The organism is Staphylococcus sp. MZ3, assembly GCF_018622755.1.
GTDB lineage: Bacteria > Bacillota > Bacilli > Staphylococcales > Staphylococcaceae > Staphylococcus > Staphylococcus aureus.
In genome coordinates this window covers 2,269,123-2,283,487 of record NZ_CP076026.1, presented here as the reverse complement: position 1 = coordinate 2,283,487, position 14,365 = coordinate 2,269,123, and the positions used below count along the sequence as shown (strand labels likewise).

19 protein-coding genes and 1 pseudogene are annotated in these 14,365 nt (G+C 34.0%); 18 read left to right on the top strand and 2 right to left on the bottom strand.

From position 1 onward, the window contains the following. The first annotated feature begins 14 nt into the window (after nucleotides 1-14). The 16 genes from rplO to KI230_RS11125 all read left to right on the top strand — a co-directional run bounded on the left by rplO (nucleotide 15) and on the right by KI230_RS11125 (nucleotide 10,533). Nucleotides 15-455: a 50S ribosomal protein L15 gene (gene rplO, locus KI230_RS11200; protein WP_214958269.1), complete on the top strand. Its 441-nt coding sequence runs from the start codon at nucleotides 15-17 to the stop codon at nucleotides 453-455. Continuing rightward, on the top strand, nucleotides 455-1,747 hold the full coding sequence (gene secY, locus KI230_RS11195) for a preprotein translocase subunit SecY (RefSeq protein ID WP_214958268.1): 1,293 nt from the start codon (nucleotides 455-457) through the stop codon (nucleotides 1,745-1,747). The genes rplO and secY overlap by 1 nt, the downstream gene beginning before the upstream one ends. A 16-nt stretch (nucleotides 1,748-1,763) precedes the next feature. Beyond that, on the top strand, nucleotides 1,764-2,411 hold the full coding sequence (locus KI230_RS11190) for an adenylate kinase (protein ID WP_001021468.1): 648 nt from the start codon (nucleotides 1,764-1,766) through the stop codon (nucleotides 2,409-2,411). A 192-nt stretch (nucleotides 2,412-2,603) separates the two neighbouring features. Next, nucleotides 2,604-2,822 carry a translation initiation factor IF-1 gene (infA, locus tag KI230_RS11185; RefSeq protein ID WP_001118443.1) on the top strand — a complete coding sequence of 73 codons (219 nt, stop codon included), beginning with the start codon at nucleotides 2,604-2,606 and terminating at the stop codon, nucleotides 2,820-2,822. 31 nt (nucleotides 2,823-2,853) lie between these two features. Continuing rightward, nucleotides 2,854-2,967, top strand: a complete 114-nt coding sequence (rpmJ, locus tag KI230_RS11180) for a 50S ribosomal protein L36 (RefSeq protein ID WP_000868342.1) — start codon at nucleotides 2,854-2,856, stop codon at nucleotides 2,965-2,967. 22 nt (nucleotides 2,968-2,989) lie between these two features. Further along, nucleotides 2,990-3,355, top strand: a complete 366-nt coding sequence (gene rpsM, locus KI230_RS11175) for a 30S ribosomal protein S13 (RefSeq protein ID WP_000090796.1) — start codon at nucleotides 2,990-2,992, stop codon at nucleotides 3,353-3,355. 23 nt (nucleotides 3,356-3,378) lie between these two features. Beyond that, a complete protein-coding gene (gene rpsK / locus KI230_RS11170) occupies nucleotides 3,379-3,768 on the top strand; it encodes a 30S ribosomal protein S11 (protein ID WP_000101625.1) in 390 nt (129 codons plus the stop codon). Between the two features lie 74 nt (nucleotides 3,769-3,842). Then, nucleotides 3,843-4,787: a DNA-directed RNA polymerase subunit alpha gene (locus KI230_RS11165; protein WP_000569649.1), complete on the top strand. Its 945-nt coding sequence runs from the start codon at nucleotides 3,843-3,845 to the stop codon at nucleotides 4,785-4,787. 16 nt (nucleotides 4,788-4,803) lie between these two features. Then, entirely contained in the window at nucleotides 4,804-5,172 is a 369-nt protein-coding gene (gene rplQ / locus KI230_RS11160; RefSeq protein ID WP_000542274.1) for a 50S ribosomal protein L17, read from the top strand. A 537-nt stretch (nucleotides 5,173-5,709) separates the two neighbouring features. Beyond that, the gene (locus tag KI230_RS11155; RefSeq protein WP_000389652.1) at nucleotides 5,710-6,519 is read left to right on the top strand and encodes an energy-coupling factor transporter ATPase; all 810 of its coding nucleotides are present in this window, start codon (nucleotides 5,710-5,712) and stop codon (nucleotides 6,517-6,519) included. Then, the gene (locus KI230_RS11150; protein ID WP_138277924.1) at nucleotides 6,516-7,376 is read left to right on the top strand and encodes an energy-coupling factor transporter ATPase; all 861 of its coding nucleotides are present in this window, start codon (nucleotides 6,516-6,518) and stop codon (nucleotides 7,374-7,376) included. Before KI230_RS11155 ends, KI230_RS11150 begins: the two co-directional genes overlap by 4 nt. Beyond that, nucleotides 7,366-8,172 (top strand): energy-coupling factor transporter transmembrane component T family protein, encoded by an 807-nt coding sequence (locus KI230_RS11145; protein WP_000791628.1) that lies wholly within the window; start codon nucleotides 7,366-7,368, stop codon nucleotides 8,170-8,172. Before KI230_RS11150 ends, KI230_RS11145 begins: the two co-directional genes overlap by 11 nt. Before the next feature lie 4 nt (nucleotides 8,173-8,176). Further along, on the top strand, nucleotides 8,177-8,980 hold the full coding sequence (gene truA, locus KI230_RS11140) for a tRNA pseudouridine(38-40) synthase TruA (RefSeq protein WP_001221850.1): 804 nt from the start codon (nucleotides 8,177-8,179) through the stop codon (nucleotides 8,978-8,980). A gap of 239 nt (nucleotides 8,981-9,219) precedes the next feature. Next, entirely contained in the window at nucleotides 9,220-9,657 is a 438-nt protein-coding gene (gene rplM / locus KI230_RS11135; protein WP_001250038.1) for a 50S ribosomal protein L13, read from the top strand. 19 nt (nucleotides 9,658-9,676) lie between these two features. Next, nucleotides 9,677-10,069, top strand: a complete 393-nt coding sequence (gene rpsI / locus KI230_RS11130) for a 30S ribosomal protein S9 (RefSeq protein WP_001790547.1) — start codon at nucleotides 9,677-9,679, stop codon at nucleotides 10,067-10,069. A 281-nt stretch (nucleotides 10,070-10,350) separates the two neighbouring features. After that, nucleotides 10,351-10,533, top strand: a complete 183-nt coding sequence (locus tag KI230_RS11125; protein ID WP_000655242.1) for a hypothetical protein — start codon at nucleotides 10,351-10,353, stop codon at nucleotides 10,531-10,533. On the opposite strand, the pseudogene KI230_RS11120 reads toward KI230_RS11125, so the two are convergent. Next, nucleotides 10,515-10,732 (bottom strand): annotated as a pseudogene (locus KI230_RS11120) (hypothetical protein). The gene KI230_RS11125 and the pseudogene KI230_RS11120 overlap by 19 nt on opposite strands. A gap of 247 nt (nucleotides 10,733-10,979) precedes the next feature. Between KI230_RS11120 and alsS the strand changes: the two are divergent. Both alsS and budA read left to right on the top strand, forming a co-directional pair. Then, nucleotides 10,980-12,644 carry an acetolactate synthase AlsS gene (gene alsS, locus KI230_RS11115; protein ID WP_000130136.1) on the top strand — a complete coding sequence of 555 codons (1,665 nt, stop codon included), beginning with the start codon at nucleotides 10,980-10,982 and terminating at the stop codon, nucleotides 12,642-12,644. Between the two features lie 36 nt (nucleotides 12,645-12,680). After that, complete coding sequence (gene budA, locus KI230_RS11110; RefSeq protein ID WP_214958267.1) at nucleotides 12,681-13,385, top strand: acetolactate decarboxylase; 705 nt, start codon at nucleotides 12,681-12,683, stop codon at nucleotides 13,383-13,385. 381 nt (nucleotides 13,386-13,766) lie between these two features. Here budA and KI230_RS11105 read toward each other — a convergent pair whose 3' ends face one another. Further along, nucleotides 13,767-14,192 carry an MAP domain-containing protein gene (locus KI230_RS11105; protein ID WP_001805350.1) on the bottom strand — a complete coding sequence of 142 codons (426 nt, stop codon included), beginning with the start codon at nucleotides 14,190-14,192 and terminating at the stop codon, nucleotides 13,767-13,769. Between the last annotated feature and the right edge of the window lie 173 nt (nucleotides 14,193-14,365).

Sequence of the window (14,365 nt, the reverse complement as noted above, 5' to 3'; positions counted from 1 at the left end):
AAGGAGGTGCCGAAATGAAATTACATGAGTTAAAACCGGCAGAAGGTTCACGCAAAGAACGCAATCGTGTTGGACGTGGTGTTGCGACAGGTAACGGTAAAACAAGTGGTCGCGGACACAAAGGTCAAAAAGCTCGTTCAGGCGGTGGTGTAAGACCAGGATTCGAAGGTGGTCAATTACCATTATTCCGTCGTTTACCAAAACGTGGTTTTACTAACATAAATCGTAAAGAATATGCTATTGTTAACTTAGACCAACTTAATAAATTTGAAGATGGTACTGAAGTAACTCCAGCTTTATTAGTAGAATCTGGTGTTGTTAAGAATGAAAAATCTGGTATCAAAATACTAGGTAATGGTTCACTTGATAAGAAATTGACAGTGAAAGCTCATAAATTCTCAGCTTCAGCAGCAGAAGCTATTGATGCTAAATGTGGAGCACACGAGGTGATCTAATGATTCAAACCCTTGTGAACTTCTTTAGAACAAAAGAGGTTCGTAACAAGATTTTCTTCACACTAGCAATGTTAGTAATTTTTAAAATAGGGACTTATATACCAGCTCCAGGAGTAAATCCTGCAGCTTTTGATAATCCCCAAGGTTCTCAAGGTGCCACTGAGTTATTAAATACTTTTGGTGGCGGAGCCTTGAAACGATTTTCTATTTTTGCAATGGGTATTGTACCCTACATCACTGCATCAATCGTAATGCAATTATTACAAATGGATATTGTCCCTAAATTCTCAGAATGGGCAAAACAAGGTGAAGTAGGTAGAAGAAAGTTAAATAACGTTACTCGTTATTTAGCAATTTCTTTAGCATTTATCCAATCTATAGGTATGGCATTCCAATTTAATAATTATCTCAAAGGTGCGCTGATTATCAATCAGTCAATTATGAGTTATTTATTAATAGCACTAGTTTTGACAGCAGGAACTGCTTTCTTAATATGGCTTGGTGATCAAATCACTCAGTTCGGTGTTGGTAATGGTATTTCTATTATCATATTTGCGGGTATTTTATCAACGTTGCCAGCCAGTCTAATTCAATTTGGACAAACTGCGTTCGTTGGGCAAGAAGATACATCATTAGCATGGTTGAAAGTATTAGGACTTTTAGTGTCACTGATACTATTAACAGTAGGTGCTATTTATGTACTTGAAGCCGTTCGTAAAATTCCGATTCAATATGCTAAGAAACAAACTGCTCAAAGATTAGGTTCACAGGCAACTTATCTACCTTTAAAAGTGAACTCAGCCGGTGTTATTCCTGTAATCTTTGCAATGGCGTTCTTCTTACTGCCTAGAACATTAACGTTGTTCTATCCAGATAAAGAATGGGCACAAAACATTGCGAATGCTGCAAATCCTTCAAGTAATGTTGGTATGGTTGTATATATTGTACTAATTATACTATTCACATACTTCTATGCATTTGTACAAGTTAATCCGGAAAAAATGGCTGATAACCTTAAGAGACAAGGTAGCTATGTTCCAGGTATTAGACCTGGTGAACAAACCAAAAAATATATTACTAAAGTTTTATATCGTTTAACTTTTGTAGGTTCTATCTTCTTAGCCGTTATTTCAATTCTACCGATATTAGCAACTAAGTTTATGGGATTACCACAATCAATTCAGATTGGTGGTACAAGTTTACTTATCGTTATTGGTGTAGCGATTGAAACAATGAAATCTTTAGAAGCACAAGTATCTCAAAAAGAATATAAAGGCTTTGGTGGTAGATAATTTTAGGAGGGCACTTATGAATATCATTTTGATGGGTTTACCTGGCGCAGGTAAAGGAACTCAAGCAAGTGAAATTGTCAAGAAATTCCCAATACCCCACATTTCAACTGGTGACATGTTCAGAAAAGCTATAAAAGAAGAAACTGAATTAGGTAAAGAAGCTAAGTCTTATATGGACCGTGGCGAATTAGTTCCTGATGAAGTGACTGTAGGTATCGTTAAGGAAAGAATTTCTGAAGACGATGCAAAAAAAGGCTTTTTATTAGATGGCTTCCCAAGAACAATCGAGCAAGCTGAGGCATTAAATAATATTATGTCTGAGCTTGACAGAAACATTGATGCTGTCATCAATATCGAAGTTCCGGAAGAAGAATTAATGAACCGTCTTACAGGTCGTCGAATCTGTGAGTCATGTGGTACAACGTATCATCTTGTATTTAATCCTCCGAAGGTCGAAGGTATTTGTGATATCGATGGTGGTAAATTGTATCAACGAGAAGATGATAATCCTGAAACGGTAGCTAATCGTTTGAGTGTTAATATTAAACAATCTAAGCCTATTTTAGATTTCTATGATCAAAAAGGTGTATTGAAAAATATTGATGGTTCAAAAGATATTAGCGACGTTACCAAAGATGTCATTGATATTTTAGATCATTTGTAATAGATCAACTTTTAGCGGTCTATTTTAAGTGAGGCATGATTTAATCATATTAGATAGATGAGAGTGGCAATTAACGATAATTAATTCCCGTAATTTTTGTTTAACTTATAAAATTAATCACTGATAGATTCGTAACAATAAAGTTGTCTATTGACGATTACCTTACTATTGCAAAAAGGGGGAAGTTAATCAATGGCTAAACAAGATGTAATTGAATTAGAAGGTACTGTATTAGATACTTTACCGAACGCAATGTTTAAAGTAGAATTAGAAAATGGTCATGAGATTTTAGCTCACGTAAGTGGTAAAATCAGAATGAATTACATTCGTATTCTACCTGGCGACAAAGTAACTGTTGAGATGTCTCCGTACGATTTAACACGCGGAAGAATTACTTATCGTTATAAATAATCGTCACTCCATAATATAGGGAGGTATAAAAATGAAAGTAAGACCATCAGTAAAACCTATTTGCGAAAAATGTAAAGTCATTAAACGTAAAGGTAAAGTAATGGTAATTTGTGAAAATCCAAAACACAAACAAAGACAAGGTTAATAAAAGAGAGGTGTAAATTAATATGGCACGTATTGCAGGAGTAGATATTCCACGTGAAAAACGCGTAGTTATCTCATTAACTTATATATACGGTATCGGTACGTCAACTGCTCAAAAAATTCTTGAAGAAGCTAACGTATCAGCTGATACTCGTGTGAAAGATTTAACTGATGACGAATTAGGTCGCATCCGTGAAGTTGTAGACGGTTATAAAGTCGAAGGTGACTTACGTCGTGAAACTAACTTAAATATCAAACGTTTAATGGAAATTTCATCATACCGTGGTATCCGTCACCGTCGTGGTTTACCAGTTCGTGGTCAAAAAACGAAAAACAACGCGCGTACTCGTAAAGGACCAGTTAAAACGGTAGCTAACAAGAAAAAATAATAGGTAAAGGAGGCAAATTTTAAATGGCACGTAAACAAGTATCTCGTAAACGTAGAGTGAAAAAGAATATTGAAAATGGTGTAGCACACATCCGTTCAACATTCAACAACACTATTGTAACTATCACTGATGAGTTCGGTAATGCTTTATCATGGTCATCAGCTGGTGCATTAGGATTCAAAGGATCTAAAAAATCAACACCATTTGCAGCACAAATGGCTTCTGAAACTGCATCTAAATCAGCTATGGAGCATGGTTTAAAAACAGTTGAAGTAACAGTTAAAGGACCTGGTCCAGGTCGTGAATCAGCTATTCGTGCATTACAATCTGCAGGTTTAGAAGTAACTGCGATCAGAGACGTTACTCCAGTACCTCATAACGGTTGTCGTCCACCAAAACGTCGTCGTGTATAATTTATGATGGTATTGTTACAGGTCACTGAGCAAACATTTTAAATTAAGTCGACGTATATAAGGAGGATATTTAAATGATAGAAATCGAAAAACCTAGAATTGAGACAATTGAAATTAGTGAAGATGCTAAATTCGGTAAGTTCGTTGTTGAACCACTAGAACGTGGCTACGGTACTACACTAGGAAACTCCTTACGTCGTATCCTACTATCTTCATTACCAGGTGCAGCCGTTAAGTATATTGAAATTGAGGGAGTTTTACATGAATTCTCAGCAGTAGACAATGTAGTTGAAGATGTTTCTACAATTATTATGAACATTAAACAATTAGCATTGAAAATTTACTCTGAAGAAGATAAAACTTTAGAAATTGATGTACGTGATGAAGGCGAAGTAACAGCAAGCGACATTACACATGATAGTGATGTTGAAATTTTAAACCCAGAGCTTAAAATTGCAACAGTATCTAAAGGTGGTCACTTAAAAATTCGTCTAGTTGCTAACAAGGGTAGAGGTTACGCATTAGCAGAACAAAATAATACTAGTGATTTACCAATTGGTGTAATCCCTGTTGATTCATTGTATTCACCTGTTGAACGTGTGAACTATACTGTTGAAAATACACGTGTAGGTCAAAGCAGTGATTTTGATAAATTAACATTGGATGTTTGGACTAATGGTTCAATCACACCACAAGAATCAGTTTCATTAGCAGCAAAAATAATGACTGAACACTTGAATATCTTCGTTGGTCTTACTGATGAAGCGCAAAACGCTGAAATCATGATTGAAAAAGAAGAAGATCAAAAAGAAAAAGTATTAGAAATGTCTATTGAAGAATTAGACTTATCTGTACGTTCATATAACTGCTTAAAACGCGCAGGAATCAATTCTGTTCAAGAGTTAGCTGACAAATCTGAAGCTGACATGATGAAAGTGCGTAATTTAGGTCGTAAATCTTTAGAAGAAGTTAAATACAAATTAGAAGATTTAGGATTAGGATTAAGAAAAGAAGATTGATAAAGGAGGTTAACTCATGGGTTACAGAAAATTAGGTCGTACTTCTGATCAACGTAAAGCTATGTTACGTGACTTAGCTACATCACTTATTATTAGTGAACGTATTGAAACTACAGAAGCTCGTGCAAAAGAAGTTCGCAGTGTTGTTGAGAAATTAATCACTTTAGGTAAAAAAGGAGATTTAGCTTCTCGTCGTAATGCAGCTAAAACTTTACGTAATGTTGAAATCTTAAACGAAGATGAAACTACACAAACTGCACTTCAAAAATTATTTGGTGAAATCGCAGAGCGTTACACAGAACGTCAAGGTGGTTACACTCGTATCCTTAAACAAGGCCCTCGTCGCGGTGACGGTGCTGAATCAGTAATTATCGAATTAGTATAAGAATTTATATAAATACACTAACTACTTTTATATAAAGCAAATGAGTGCAACGATAATGTTTGCCACATACAAATATTGTCTAGCTCAGAGTACCCCATCAACTAAATAAAGATTTAAAGCGTGAACTCAACAAACTTATGATGGGGTGCGCGCTTTTTTATTGAATAAGATATCGGACTTATGAACAGAAATGTTTTTAAGTCCGATTTCTTTATATTTACTTTTTTGAGTGCGAATCTAAAAATATGATGAAGCTAGTTTGATCAATTTCACTAGAACTGAATGAAGTGAAAGTATTATCGTTGAATCAAACGCGACCACCCCTATATTAGTAAATCATTTATTTTATTAACGTTTATACATAATTGTTAGAGAGGAATAAAAGTCCTTATCATTAGTTGTTAAACAACACTTTAAAGACTAGAAATGAGTCAGAAAATACTAGTAATATATAGAGAACCCAGTCAATGTCATATACAGCGATTTATAAATATTGTAAAATATGATAGATACACGAATCGTAAAGGAGAGAGACAAGTGGAGGATAAGAATTCAGTTATTGTATTTAAAAATGTTTCATTTCAATATCAAAGTGATGCATCCTTCACATTGAAAGATGTTTCTTTTAATATACCTAAAGGTCAGTGGACATCTATTGTTGGTCATAACGGTTCTGGAAAATCTACAATTGCCAAGTTAATGATTGGCATAGAGAAAGTTAAATCTGGAGAAATTTTTTATAATAATCAAGCTATAACTGATGATAATTTTGAAAAGTTAAGAAAAGACATAGGAATTGTATTTCAGAATCCGGATAATCAATTTGTTGGTTCAATTGTAAAATACGATGTGGCATTTGGACTCGAAAATCATGCGGTTCCACATGACGAAATGCATAGAAGAGTTAGCGAAGCACTTAAACAAGTTGATATGTTAGAACGTGCAGATTATGAACCTAATGCATTATCGGGGGGACAGAAGCAGCGTGTGGCTATAGCAAGTGTATTAGCACTTAACCCCTCTGTCATTATATTAGATGAGGCGACTTCTATGTTAGATCCTGATGCACGTCAAAATTTATTGGATTTAGTGAGAAAAGTTAAATCAGAACATAATATTACAATCATTTCTATTACGCATGATTTATCTGAGGCGATGGAAGCAGATCATGTTATCGTTATGAATAAAGGGACTGTCCATAAAGAAGGCACAGCGATTGAAATTTTCGACCATGCAGAAGAGTTAACAACAATAGGTCTAGATTTGCCATTCCCAATCAAAATAAATCAAATGCTGGGACACCAAACATCATTCTTAACTTATGAAGGGCTGGTGGATCAACTATGACTATACGCTTTGACAATGTAAGTTATACCTATCAAAAAGGGACACCATACCAGCATCAAGCTATTCATGATGTTAATACAGAATTTGAACAAGGTAAATATTACGCCATCGTTGGACAAACAGGTAGTGGTAAATCAACATTGATACAAAATATTAATGCACTGTTAAAGCCAACTACTGGGACAGTTACAGTTGATGACATTACTATTACACATAAGACCAAAGATAAATATATTAGACCTGTAAGAAAAAGAATTGGAATGGTATTTCAATTCCCCGAATCTCAATTATTTGAGGACACAGTAGAGCGTGAAATGATATTTGGACCTAAAAACTTTAAAATGAATTTAGATGAAGCTAAAAACTATGCCCATCGTCTGTTGATGGATTTAGGCTTTTCAAGAGATGTAATGTCACAATCACCATTTCAAATGTCAGGTGGACAAATGCGTAAAATAGCGATTGTATCGATATTAGCAATGAATCCTGATATTATCGTGGTTGATGAACCTACAGCAGGACTTGATCCACAAAGTAAACGACAAGTAATGCGATTACTAAAGTCACTACAAACAGATGAAAATAAGGCAATTATCCTAATTTCACATGATATGAATGAAGTCGCGCGTTATGCAAATGAAGTCATCGTTATGAAAGAAGGTAGTATAGTGTCGCAAACATCACCAAAAGAGCTCTTCAAAGATAAAGAAAAATTGGCGGATTGGCATATTGGTTTGCCAGAAATTGTTCAGTTACAATATGACTTTGAACAAAAACATCAAACAAAATTAAAAGATATTGCCTTAACTGAAGAAGCATTTGTAAGCTTGTATAAGGAGTGGCAACATGAAAAATAAATTGATTATAGGGCGATATTTACCAATTAATTCTTTTGTTCATTATCTTGATCCAAGAGCAAAGTTAATGTTTGTTTTTCTTTTTATTATATTAATATTTTTCTGTCATTCACCATTAACATATCTTTGGGTGTTTGCACTTATCTTATTCTTTATGAGATTAGCAAAAATTCAATTATGGTTCCTAATCAAAGGTTTAACGCCAATATTTTTCTTTTTAATCTTCACATTAATGATGCATATATTTTTAACTAAAGGTGGATATGTATTAGTTGAATGGCATGGCATCACGATTGAAACTAATGGTATTTTAGAAGGGCTATATATATCACTGCGTTTAATTGGGATTGTGATGATTGCAACAATTATGACACTATCTACAAGTCCAATTGATTTAACAGATGCGTTTGAAAGATTACTTGCGCCACTAAAGATGTTTAAATTACCAGTTCATCAATTAAGTATGATAATGTCCATTGCGTTACGATTCATCCCGACGTTAATGGATGAGTTAGATAAAATCATTTTGGCGCAAAAGTCGCGTGGTTCTGAAATAAGTTCAGGGAACATTGCAACACGTATTAAATCATTTATTCCATTACTAGTGCCACTATTCATCTCAGCTTTCCAACGCGCCGAAGAATTAGCGGTCGCAATGGAAGTTAGGGGTTATGATGCCAATGTTAAGAGAACGAGCTACAGACAGCTTAAATGGCAATTGAGAGATACGATATCTTTAACCATGATTATCCCAATTGCAATTATTTTATTCGTATTAAAATATTCAGGAGTGTAAATTCATGCGTATATTAGTAGAAATTGCGTATCAAGGAAATAATTTTCTAGGCTTTCAAATTCAACAGAATGGACGTACGGTACAGCAACAATTTGAAAAGCTATTACAACGCATGCATAAAAGACATGTGAGAATCCATCCTTCAAGTAGGACTGATAGAGGTGTACATGCGATACAGCAGTACTTTCATTTCGACACAGAGCTGAATATACCTATGTCACAATGGCAATATGCAATGAACCGAACGTTACCAGATGATATTTATGTCAATAATGTAGTTACAGTCGATGACGATTTTCATTGTCGTTACGATTGTGTCGGTAAACGCTATCGATATAAAGTATATCAAGCACAACACCGCGATCCATTTCAAAGTGGTTTGAAAACATTTATTCCTGAAACGTTGGATTTAGACAAAATGAACAGAGCGGCGCAACAATTCATAGGTACACATGATTTTACGGGGTTTTGTTCGCAAAAAACTGAAGTAGAAAGCAAGGTTAGAACATTATACCAAAGTGAAATTGTAAAGACAGATGATGGCTTTGATTATATTGTCACTGGTTCTGGCTTTTTATATAACATGGTGCGTGTCTTAGTTGCATTTTTAATAGAAGTTGGAAAAGGGCGACATGAAATTTCTGATGTGCCGAAGCTACTTGAATTAAAGAATCGTAAGAATGTTCCTTTCACTGCACCGGCTGAAGGACTATATTTAGAGAAGATTTATTTAGATGAAAATGAGTTATTAAAAGACTTTGGCAACGATATCAAAATACATCGTAAAAAATCATTACAAAATGACTGATTGCCATTGACAAAAAGCTTGTGAAATTATAAGATTATTAACGGTATTGTTTTATATCCACCCCACGATAAGCCCCGGAAACTTATTGTGTTACAAGATATATAAGCAGAAACGAACAACAGTTAACAAAATAAATGAAATGAAACGTTTTAAAAATGAAACAAATGAAATCATCTATTAGGTTATGAAACTGTTTATAGCTTGAATAGAAGCATTTATTTTTTAGGAGGACAATTATTATGCGTCAAACATTTATGGCAAATGAATCAAACATTGAGCGCAAATGGTATGTTATCGATGCTGAAGGCCAAACATTAGGTCGTTTATCATCAGAAGTAGCATCTATCTTACGCGGTAAAAATAAAGTAACTTACACACCACACGTTGATACTGGTGATTATGTAATCGTTATTAATGCATCAAAAATCGAATTTACTGGTAACAAAGAAACTGACAAAGTTTACTACCGTCACTCAAATCACCCAGGTGGTATCAAATCAATCACTGCTGGTGAATTAAGAAGAACTAACCCAGAACGTTTAATTGAAAACTCAATTAAAGGTATGTTACCAAGCACTCGTTTAGGCGAAAAACAAGGTAAAAAATTATTTGTATATGGTGGCGCTGAACATCCACACGCTGCACAACAACCAGAAAACTACGAATTACGTGGTTAATTAGAAGGAGGAAATGACTTTGGCACAAGTTGAATATAGAGGCACAGGCCGTCGTAAAAACTCAGTAGCACGTGTACGTTTAGTACCAGGTGAAGGTAACATCACAGTTAATAACCGTGACGTACGCGAATACTTACCATTCGAATCATTAATTTTAGACTTAAACCAACCATTTGATGTAACTGAAACTAAAGGTAACTATGATGTTTTAGTTAACGTTCATGGTGGTGGTTTCACTGGACAAGCTCAAGCTATCCGTCACGGAATCGCTCGTGCATTATTAGAAGCAGATCCTGAATACAGAGGTTCTTTAAAACGCGCTGGATTACTTACTCGTGACCCACGTATGAAAGAACGTAAAAAACCAGGTCTTAAAGCAGCTCGTCGTTCACCTCAATTCTCAAAACGTTAATTGTCGGACGATATATACAAAACACTTCGATGTTATGTCGAGGTGTTTTTTTGCGTTTGTGTGGGGAATATGAAATGTATGTAGTATAAATGAACTTTCCTTTATTTAATGTCTCAGGAATAGAATAAATTCAACTATGAATTATTGATTTACACGTATAATTTGTACATGCTTACACAATCAAAAGTTTACATTATTAAATTGTCATTTAGCTTGCGGAGGGTAGACGATAACTCAAGAGCCTTAATTAAAAAGTATTATTAAAATAAGGAGTGACTTAATTGAAAGATTCTATATTTTGGAAGAAAGCTTTTATTCCTGTTTATTTTATTGTTGCGATGCTGGTGTTTCTACTTTTTAGGTTTTATATTAAAACAGACAACTTTTCTATATATTTAATGATTATCTTCTTAATTTGTTTAGGAACTGCATCTATCATTTATAACTATAAAACCAATCGATAAATATAAGTATGAAATGTATAAGTCACAGTTAGATCTAAGTCTTGCTGTGGCTTTTTTTATCGAAATGACAATTTCATGTTGCTATAAAACAACATTTTCGGCCCACCATAAAACGACAATTTCAAACCGCCATTGACTAAACACCCCATCTCAAAATATCGTAACAATTCTTCACATCAATCAATCCTCCATCACTCATAATCACTCCCTACAAAATCTACTCATGCATTTTTGGAATACTTAGTATTACAAATAACGATTTTTATTCATCTAACAAAGGATATATAATGTAATGAAGGCAATTTTTATGTATTACAAATCTAATCGTACATGTAAAATTTTGATAAACATCATTAATTTTGCGTAACTATCATTAGATTACAAATCACAATGTAATTACATGTAATACACATCTATACATCACATTTGAAGGGAAATGAATATAAATGACTGATAAAAAGTACACTGCAGCCGATATGGTTATTGATACTTTGAAAAATAATGGGGTAGAATATGTTTTTGGTATTCCGGGTGCAAAGATAGACTATCTATTTAATGCTTTAATTGATGATGGTCCTGAACTTATTGTCACTCGTCATGAACAAAACGCCGCAATGATGGCGCAAGGTATTGGAAGATTAACAGGCAAACCGGGTGTAGTACTTGTTACAAGTGGCCCTGGTGTAAGTAATTTAACGACTGGACTATTAACAGCTACATCTGAAGGGGATCCTGTCTTAGCGTTAGGCGGCCAAGTGAAACGTAATGATTTATTACGATTAACGCATCAAAGTATTGATAATGCTGCTTTATTAAAATATTCATCAAAATATAGTGAAGAAGTACAAGATCCTGAATCATTATCAGAAGTTATGACAAATGCAATTCGAATTGCTACTTCAGGGAAAAATGGCGCAAGTTTTATTAGTATTCCGCAAGATGTGATTTCTTCACCAGTTGAATCTAAGGCGATATCACTTTGTCAAAAACCCAATTTAGGTGTACCAAGTGAACAGGATATTAATGATGTCATTGAAGCGATTAAAAATGCATCATTTCCGGTTTTATTAGCTGGAATGAAAAGTTCAAGTGCAGACGAAACGAATGCTATTCGCAAATTAGTAGAGCGTACCAATTTACCCGTTGTAGAAACATTCCAAGGTGCAGGTGTAATTAGTCGTGAATTAGAAAATCATTTCTTCGGTCGTGTGGGCTTATTCCGCAATCAAGTTGGTGATGAATTATTACGTAAAAGTGATTTAGTTGTTACAATCGGTTATGATCCTATAGAATATGAGGCTAGTAACTGGAATAAAGAATTAGATACGCAAATAATCAATATTGACGAAGTTCAAGCTGAAATTACTAATTATATGCAACCGAAAAAAGAGTTGATTGGTAATATTGCTAAAACAATTGAAATGATTTCTGACAAAGTAGATGAACCATTTATAAATCAACAACATTTGGATGAATTAGAACAGTTAAGAGCGCATATTGATGAAGAAACAGGTATTAAAGCGACGCATGAAGAAGGTATTCTACATCCAGTCGAAATTATAGAATCTATGCAAAAAGTATTAACAGATGATACTACTGTGACAGTTGATGTTGGAAGTCACTATATTTGGATGGCACGTAATTTCAGAAGTTACAATCCAAGACATTTATTATTTAGTAACGGTATGCAAACACTTGGTGTAGCATTACCGTGGGCAATTTCAGCTGCACTTGTACGTCCTAATACGCAAGTTGTATCCGTTGCTGGCGATGGAGGCTTTTTATTTTCATCACAAGATTTAGAAACGGCCGTACGTAAAAATCTAAACATTATCCAACTTATTTGGAATGATGGAAAATATAATATGGTTGAATTCCAAGAAGAAATGAAATATAAACGTTCATCAGGCGTAGACTTCGGTCCTGTAGATTTCGTAAAATATGCTGAATCATTTGGCGCAAAAGGTTTACGAGTTACTAATCAAGAAGAATTAGAAGCGGCAATTAAAGAGGGCTATGAAACAGATGGTCCAGTATTAATTGATATACCTGTAAATTACAAAGATAATATCAAACTTTCAACAAATATGTTACCTGACGTATTTAACTAAAACAAAGATAAATGTTAATGAGGAGTGGGAAATTTTATGGCTAGTGTTTTATATCAACATGGTACATTAGGCACATTAATGGCAGGTTTATTAAAAGGAACTGCATCAATAAATGAATTATTGCAACATGGTGATTTAGGTATCGCTACACTAACAGGTTCAAACGGTGAGGTAATCTTTTTAGATGGAAAAGCTTACCATGCAAATGAACATAAAGAATTTGTAGAATTAAAAGGTGACGAGTTAACACCATATGCAACTGTAACTAAATTCGTAGCAGATACAAGCTATGAAACGAAAGATAAATCTTCTGAAGCAGTTTTTGCAGAAATTAAGGAAAAGATGTCGAGTGAAAATTTATTTTCTGCAGTAAAAATTTCAGGCTTGTTTAAAAAAATGCATGTACGTATGATGCCGGCACAAGAGCCACCTTATACACGTTTAATTGATTCAGCTAGAAGACAACCTGAGCAAACTGAAACATACGTCAAAGGTTCAGTCGTTGGGTTCTTTACACCAGAACTATTCCATGGTATCGGATCAGCAGGATTCCATGTACACTTTGCAAATGATGATCGTAATTTTGGTGGACATGTCTTAGATTTTGAAGTAGAAGATGTTAAGGTAGAAATCCAAAATATAGAAACATTTGAACAGCATTTTCCAATTCAAGATGAAGATTTCATAAATGCAAATATTGACTATAAAGATATTGCGGACGAAATTAGAGAAGCTGAATAATGAATGCGGAAATGTAATGACGGTTTATGAAAATTGAGACATTGACTTCATAATTTTCGATTTGGAAATTTAGCAATGATAAAAGGTTGATTAATACGGTTAAGCATGTCTGTCATAGAGCATACGTCTAAGTAATAAAATAAATCCCTTCACTATTAACGGTAGTGAGGGGATTTATTTGTGTTCTAGCTATTTGTAATTTGCTGTTATGTTAGATTATAAATTACGGAAGACATTAATATCGAATTTACTTTAGTATAGGCCAATCTGTTACTACGAGAAGCAAACAAAAATAAATTACAAGTTCGATCATTCGTTCAATAACTAAAAAGACAAACGCCAATTTTTCAGCGCTTGCCCTATAAAACTATTTTCAAATTATTATTTAACTACAATTTGTATTTGTTTGATTGTACTTGGATCAATTGAATTTTTAACGTCGTCATTTTTCTTTAGATTCACTACTTTTTTATTACCATCATTCAAAGTAAGTGTATACGTTGCTGTTTGTGCATTATTAATTTTTTCTGTTGTAACACCACGTTGAGAAGCTAATTCATTTTTTACTTTACTGTCAATTTCTTGATAAAGTACCTTTTTATTTTCTGGAAAAACAAAGTAAGTTCGATGTAATGCAGTAATACCATCTACTGAGATCGTGTAAGGTACAGTGTGTTTCCCATCCATTGTCAATTCCTTATAACCGTTATTACTATCTGCAGATGCTTCATGACTCGGTAAAGCTGCACCTACTGTTGATAATAATCCCAATGCTAAAGTGGCAGTAACAAATGATTTTAGTTTCATATCTCAATCTCCTTTTAATGTTGTGGTATATTACACTATTTATATAACACGTTTCATAAAGTTTAAAACATACTTTTTGATTTTTTTATATTTTTGATTTTTAGTAATAGTTTTTAACGAGGGATATGACCCGTGTATTTTGAAAAAAGAAATATAATAAACCATCATGTTAC

Excerpts from the sequence above, each read along its gene's own strand:
- rpmJ (WP_000868342.1), top strand. The coding sequence starts at position 2,854 with ATGAAAGTAAGACCATCAGTAAAACCTATTTGCGAAAAATGTAAAGTC.
- rplO (WP_214958269.1), top strand. The coding sequence starts at position 15 with ATGAAATTACATGAGTTAAAACCGGCAGAAGGTTCACGCAAAGAACGC.
- rpsK (WP_000101625.1), top strand. The coding sequence starts at position 3,379 with ATGGCACGTAAACAAGTATCTCGTAAACGTAGAGTGAAAAAGAATATT.
- infA (WP_001118443.1), top strand. The coding sequence starts at position 2,604 with ATGGCTAAACAAGATGTAATTGAATTAGAAGGTACTGTATTAGATACT.
- alsS (WP_000130136.1), top strand. The coding sequence starts at position 10,980 with ATGACTGATAAAAAGTACACTGCAGCCGATATGGTTATTGATACTTTG.
- rpsM (WP_000090796.1), top strand. The coding sequence starts at position 2,990 with ATGGCACGTATTGCAGGAGTAGATATTCCACGTGAAAAACGCGTAGTT.
- KI230_RS11165 (WP_000569649.1), top strand. The coding sequence starts at position 3,843 with ATGATAGAAATCGAAAAACCTAGAATTGAGACAATTGAAATTAGTGAA.
- KI230_RS11105 (WP_001805350.1), bottom strand. The coding sequence starts at position 14,192 with ATGAAACTAAAATCATTTGTTACTGCCACTTTAGCATTGGGATTATTA.
- KI230_RS11190 (WP_001021468.1), top strand. The coding sequence starts at position 1,764 with ATGAATATCATTTTGATGGGTTTACCTGGCGCAGGTAAAGGAACTCAA.
- KI230_RS11150 (WP_138277924.1), top strand. The coding sequence starts at position 6,516 with ATGACTATACGCTTTGACAATGTAAGTTATACCTATCAAAAAGGGACA.
- budA (WP_214958267.1), top strand. The coding sequence starts at position 12,681 with ATGGCTAGTGTTTTATATCAACATGGTACATTAGGCACATTAATGGCA.
- KI230_RS11145 (WP_000791628.1), top strand. The coding sequence starts at position 7,366 with ATGAAAAATAAATTGATTATAGGGCGATATTTACCAATTAATTCTTTT.
- rplQ (WP_000542274.1), top strand. The coding sequence starts at position 4,804 with ATGGGTTACAGAAAATTAGGTCGTACTTCTGATCAACGTAAAGCTATG.
- secY (WP_214958268.1), top strand. The coding sequence starts at position 455 with ATGATTCAAACCCTTGTGAACTTCTTTAGAACAAAAGAGGTTCGTAAC.
- rplM (WP_001250038.1), top strand. The coding sequence starts at position 9,220 with ATGCGTCAAACATTTATGGCAAATGAATCAAACATTGAGCGCAAATGG.
- truA (WP_001221850.1), top strand. The coding sequence starts at position 8,177 with ATGCGTATATTAGTAGAAATTGCGTATCAAGGAAATAATTTTCTAGGC.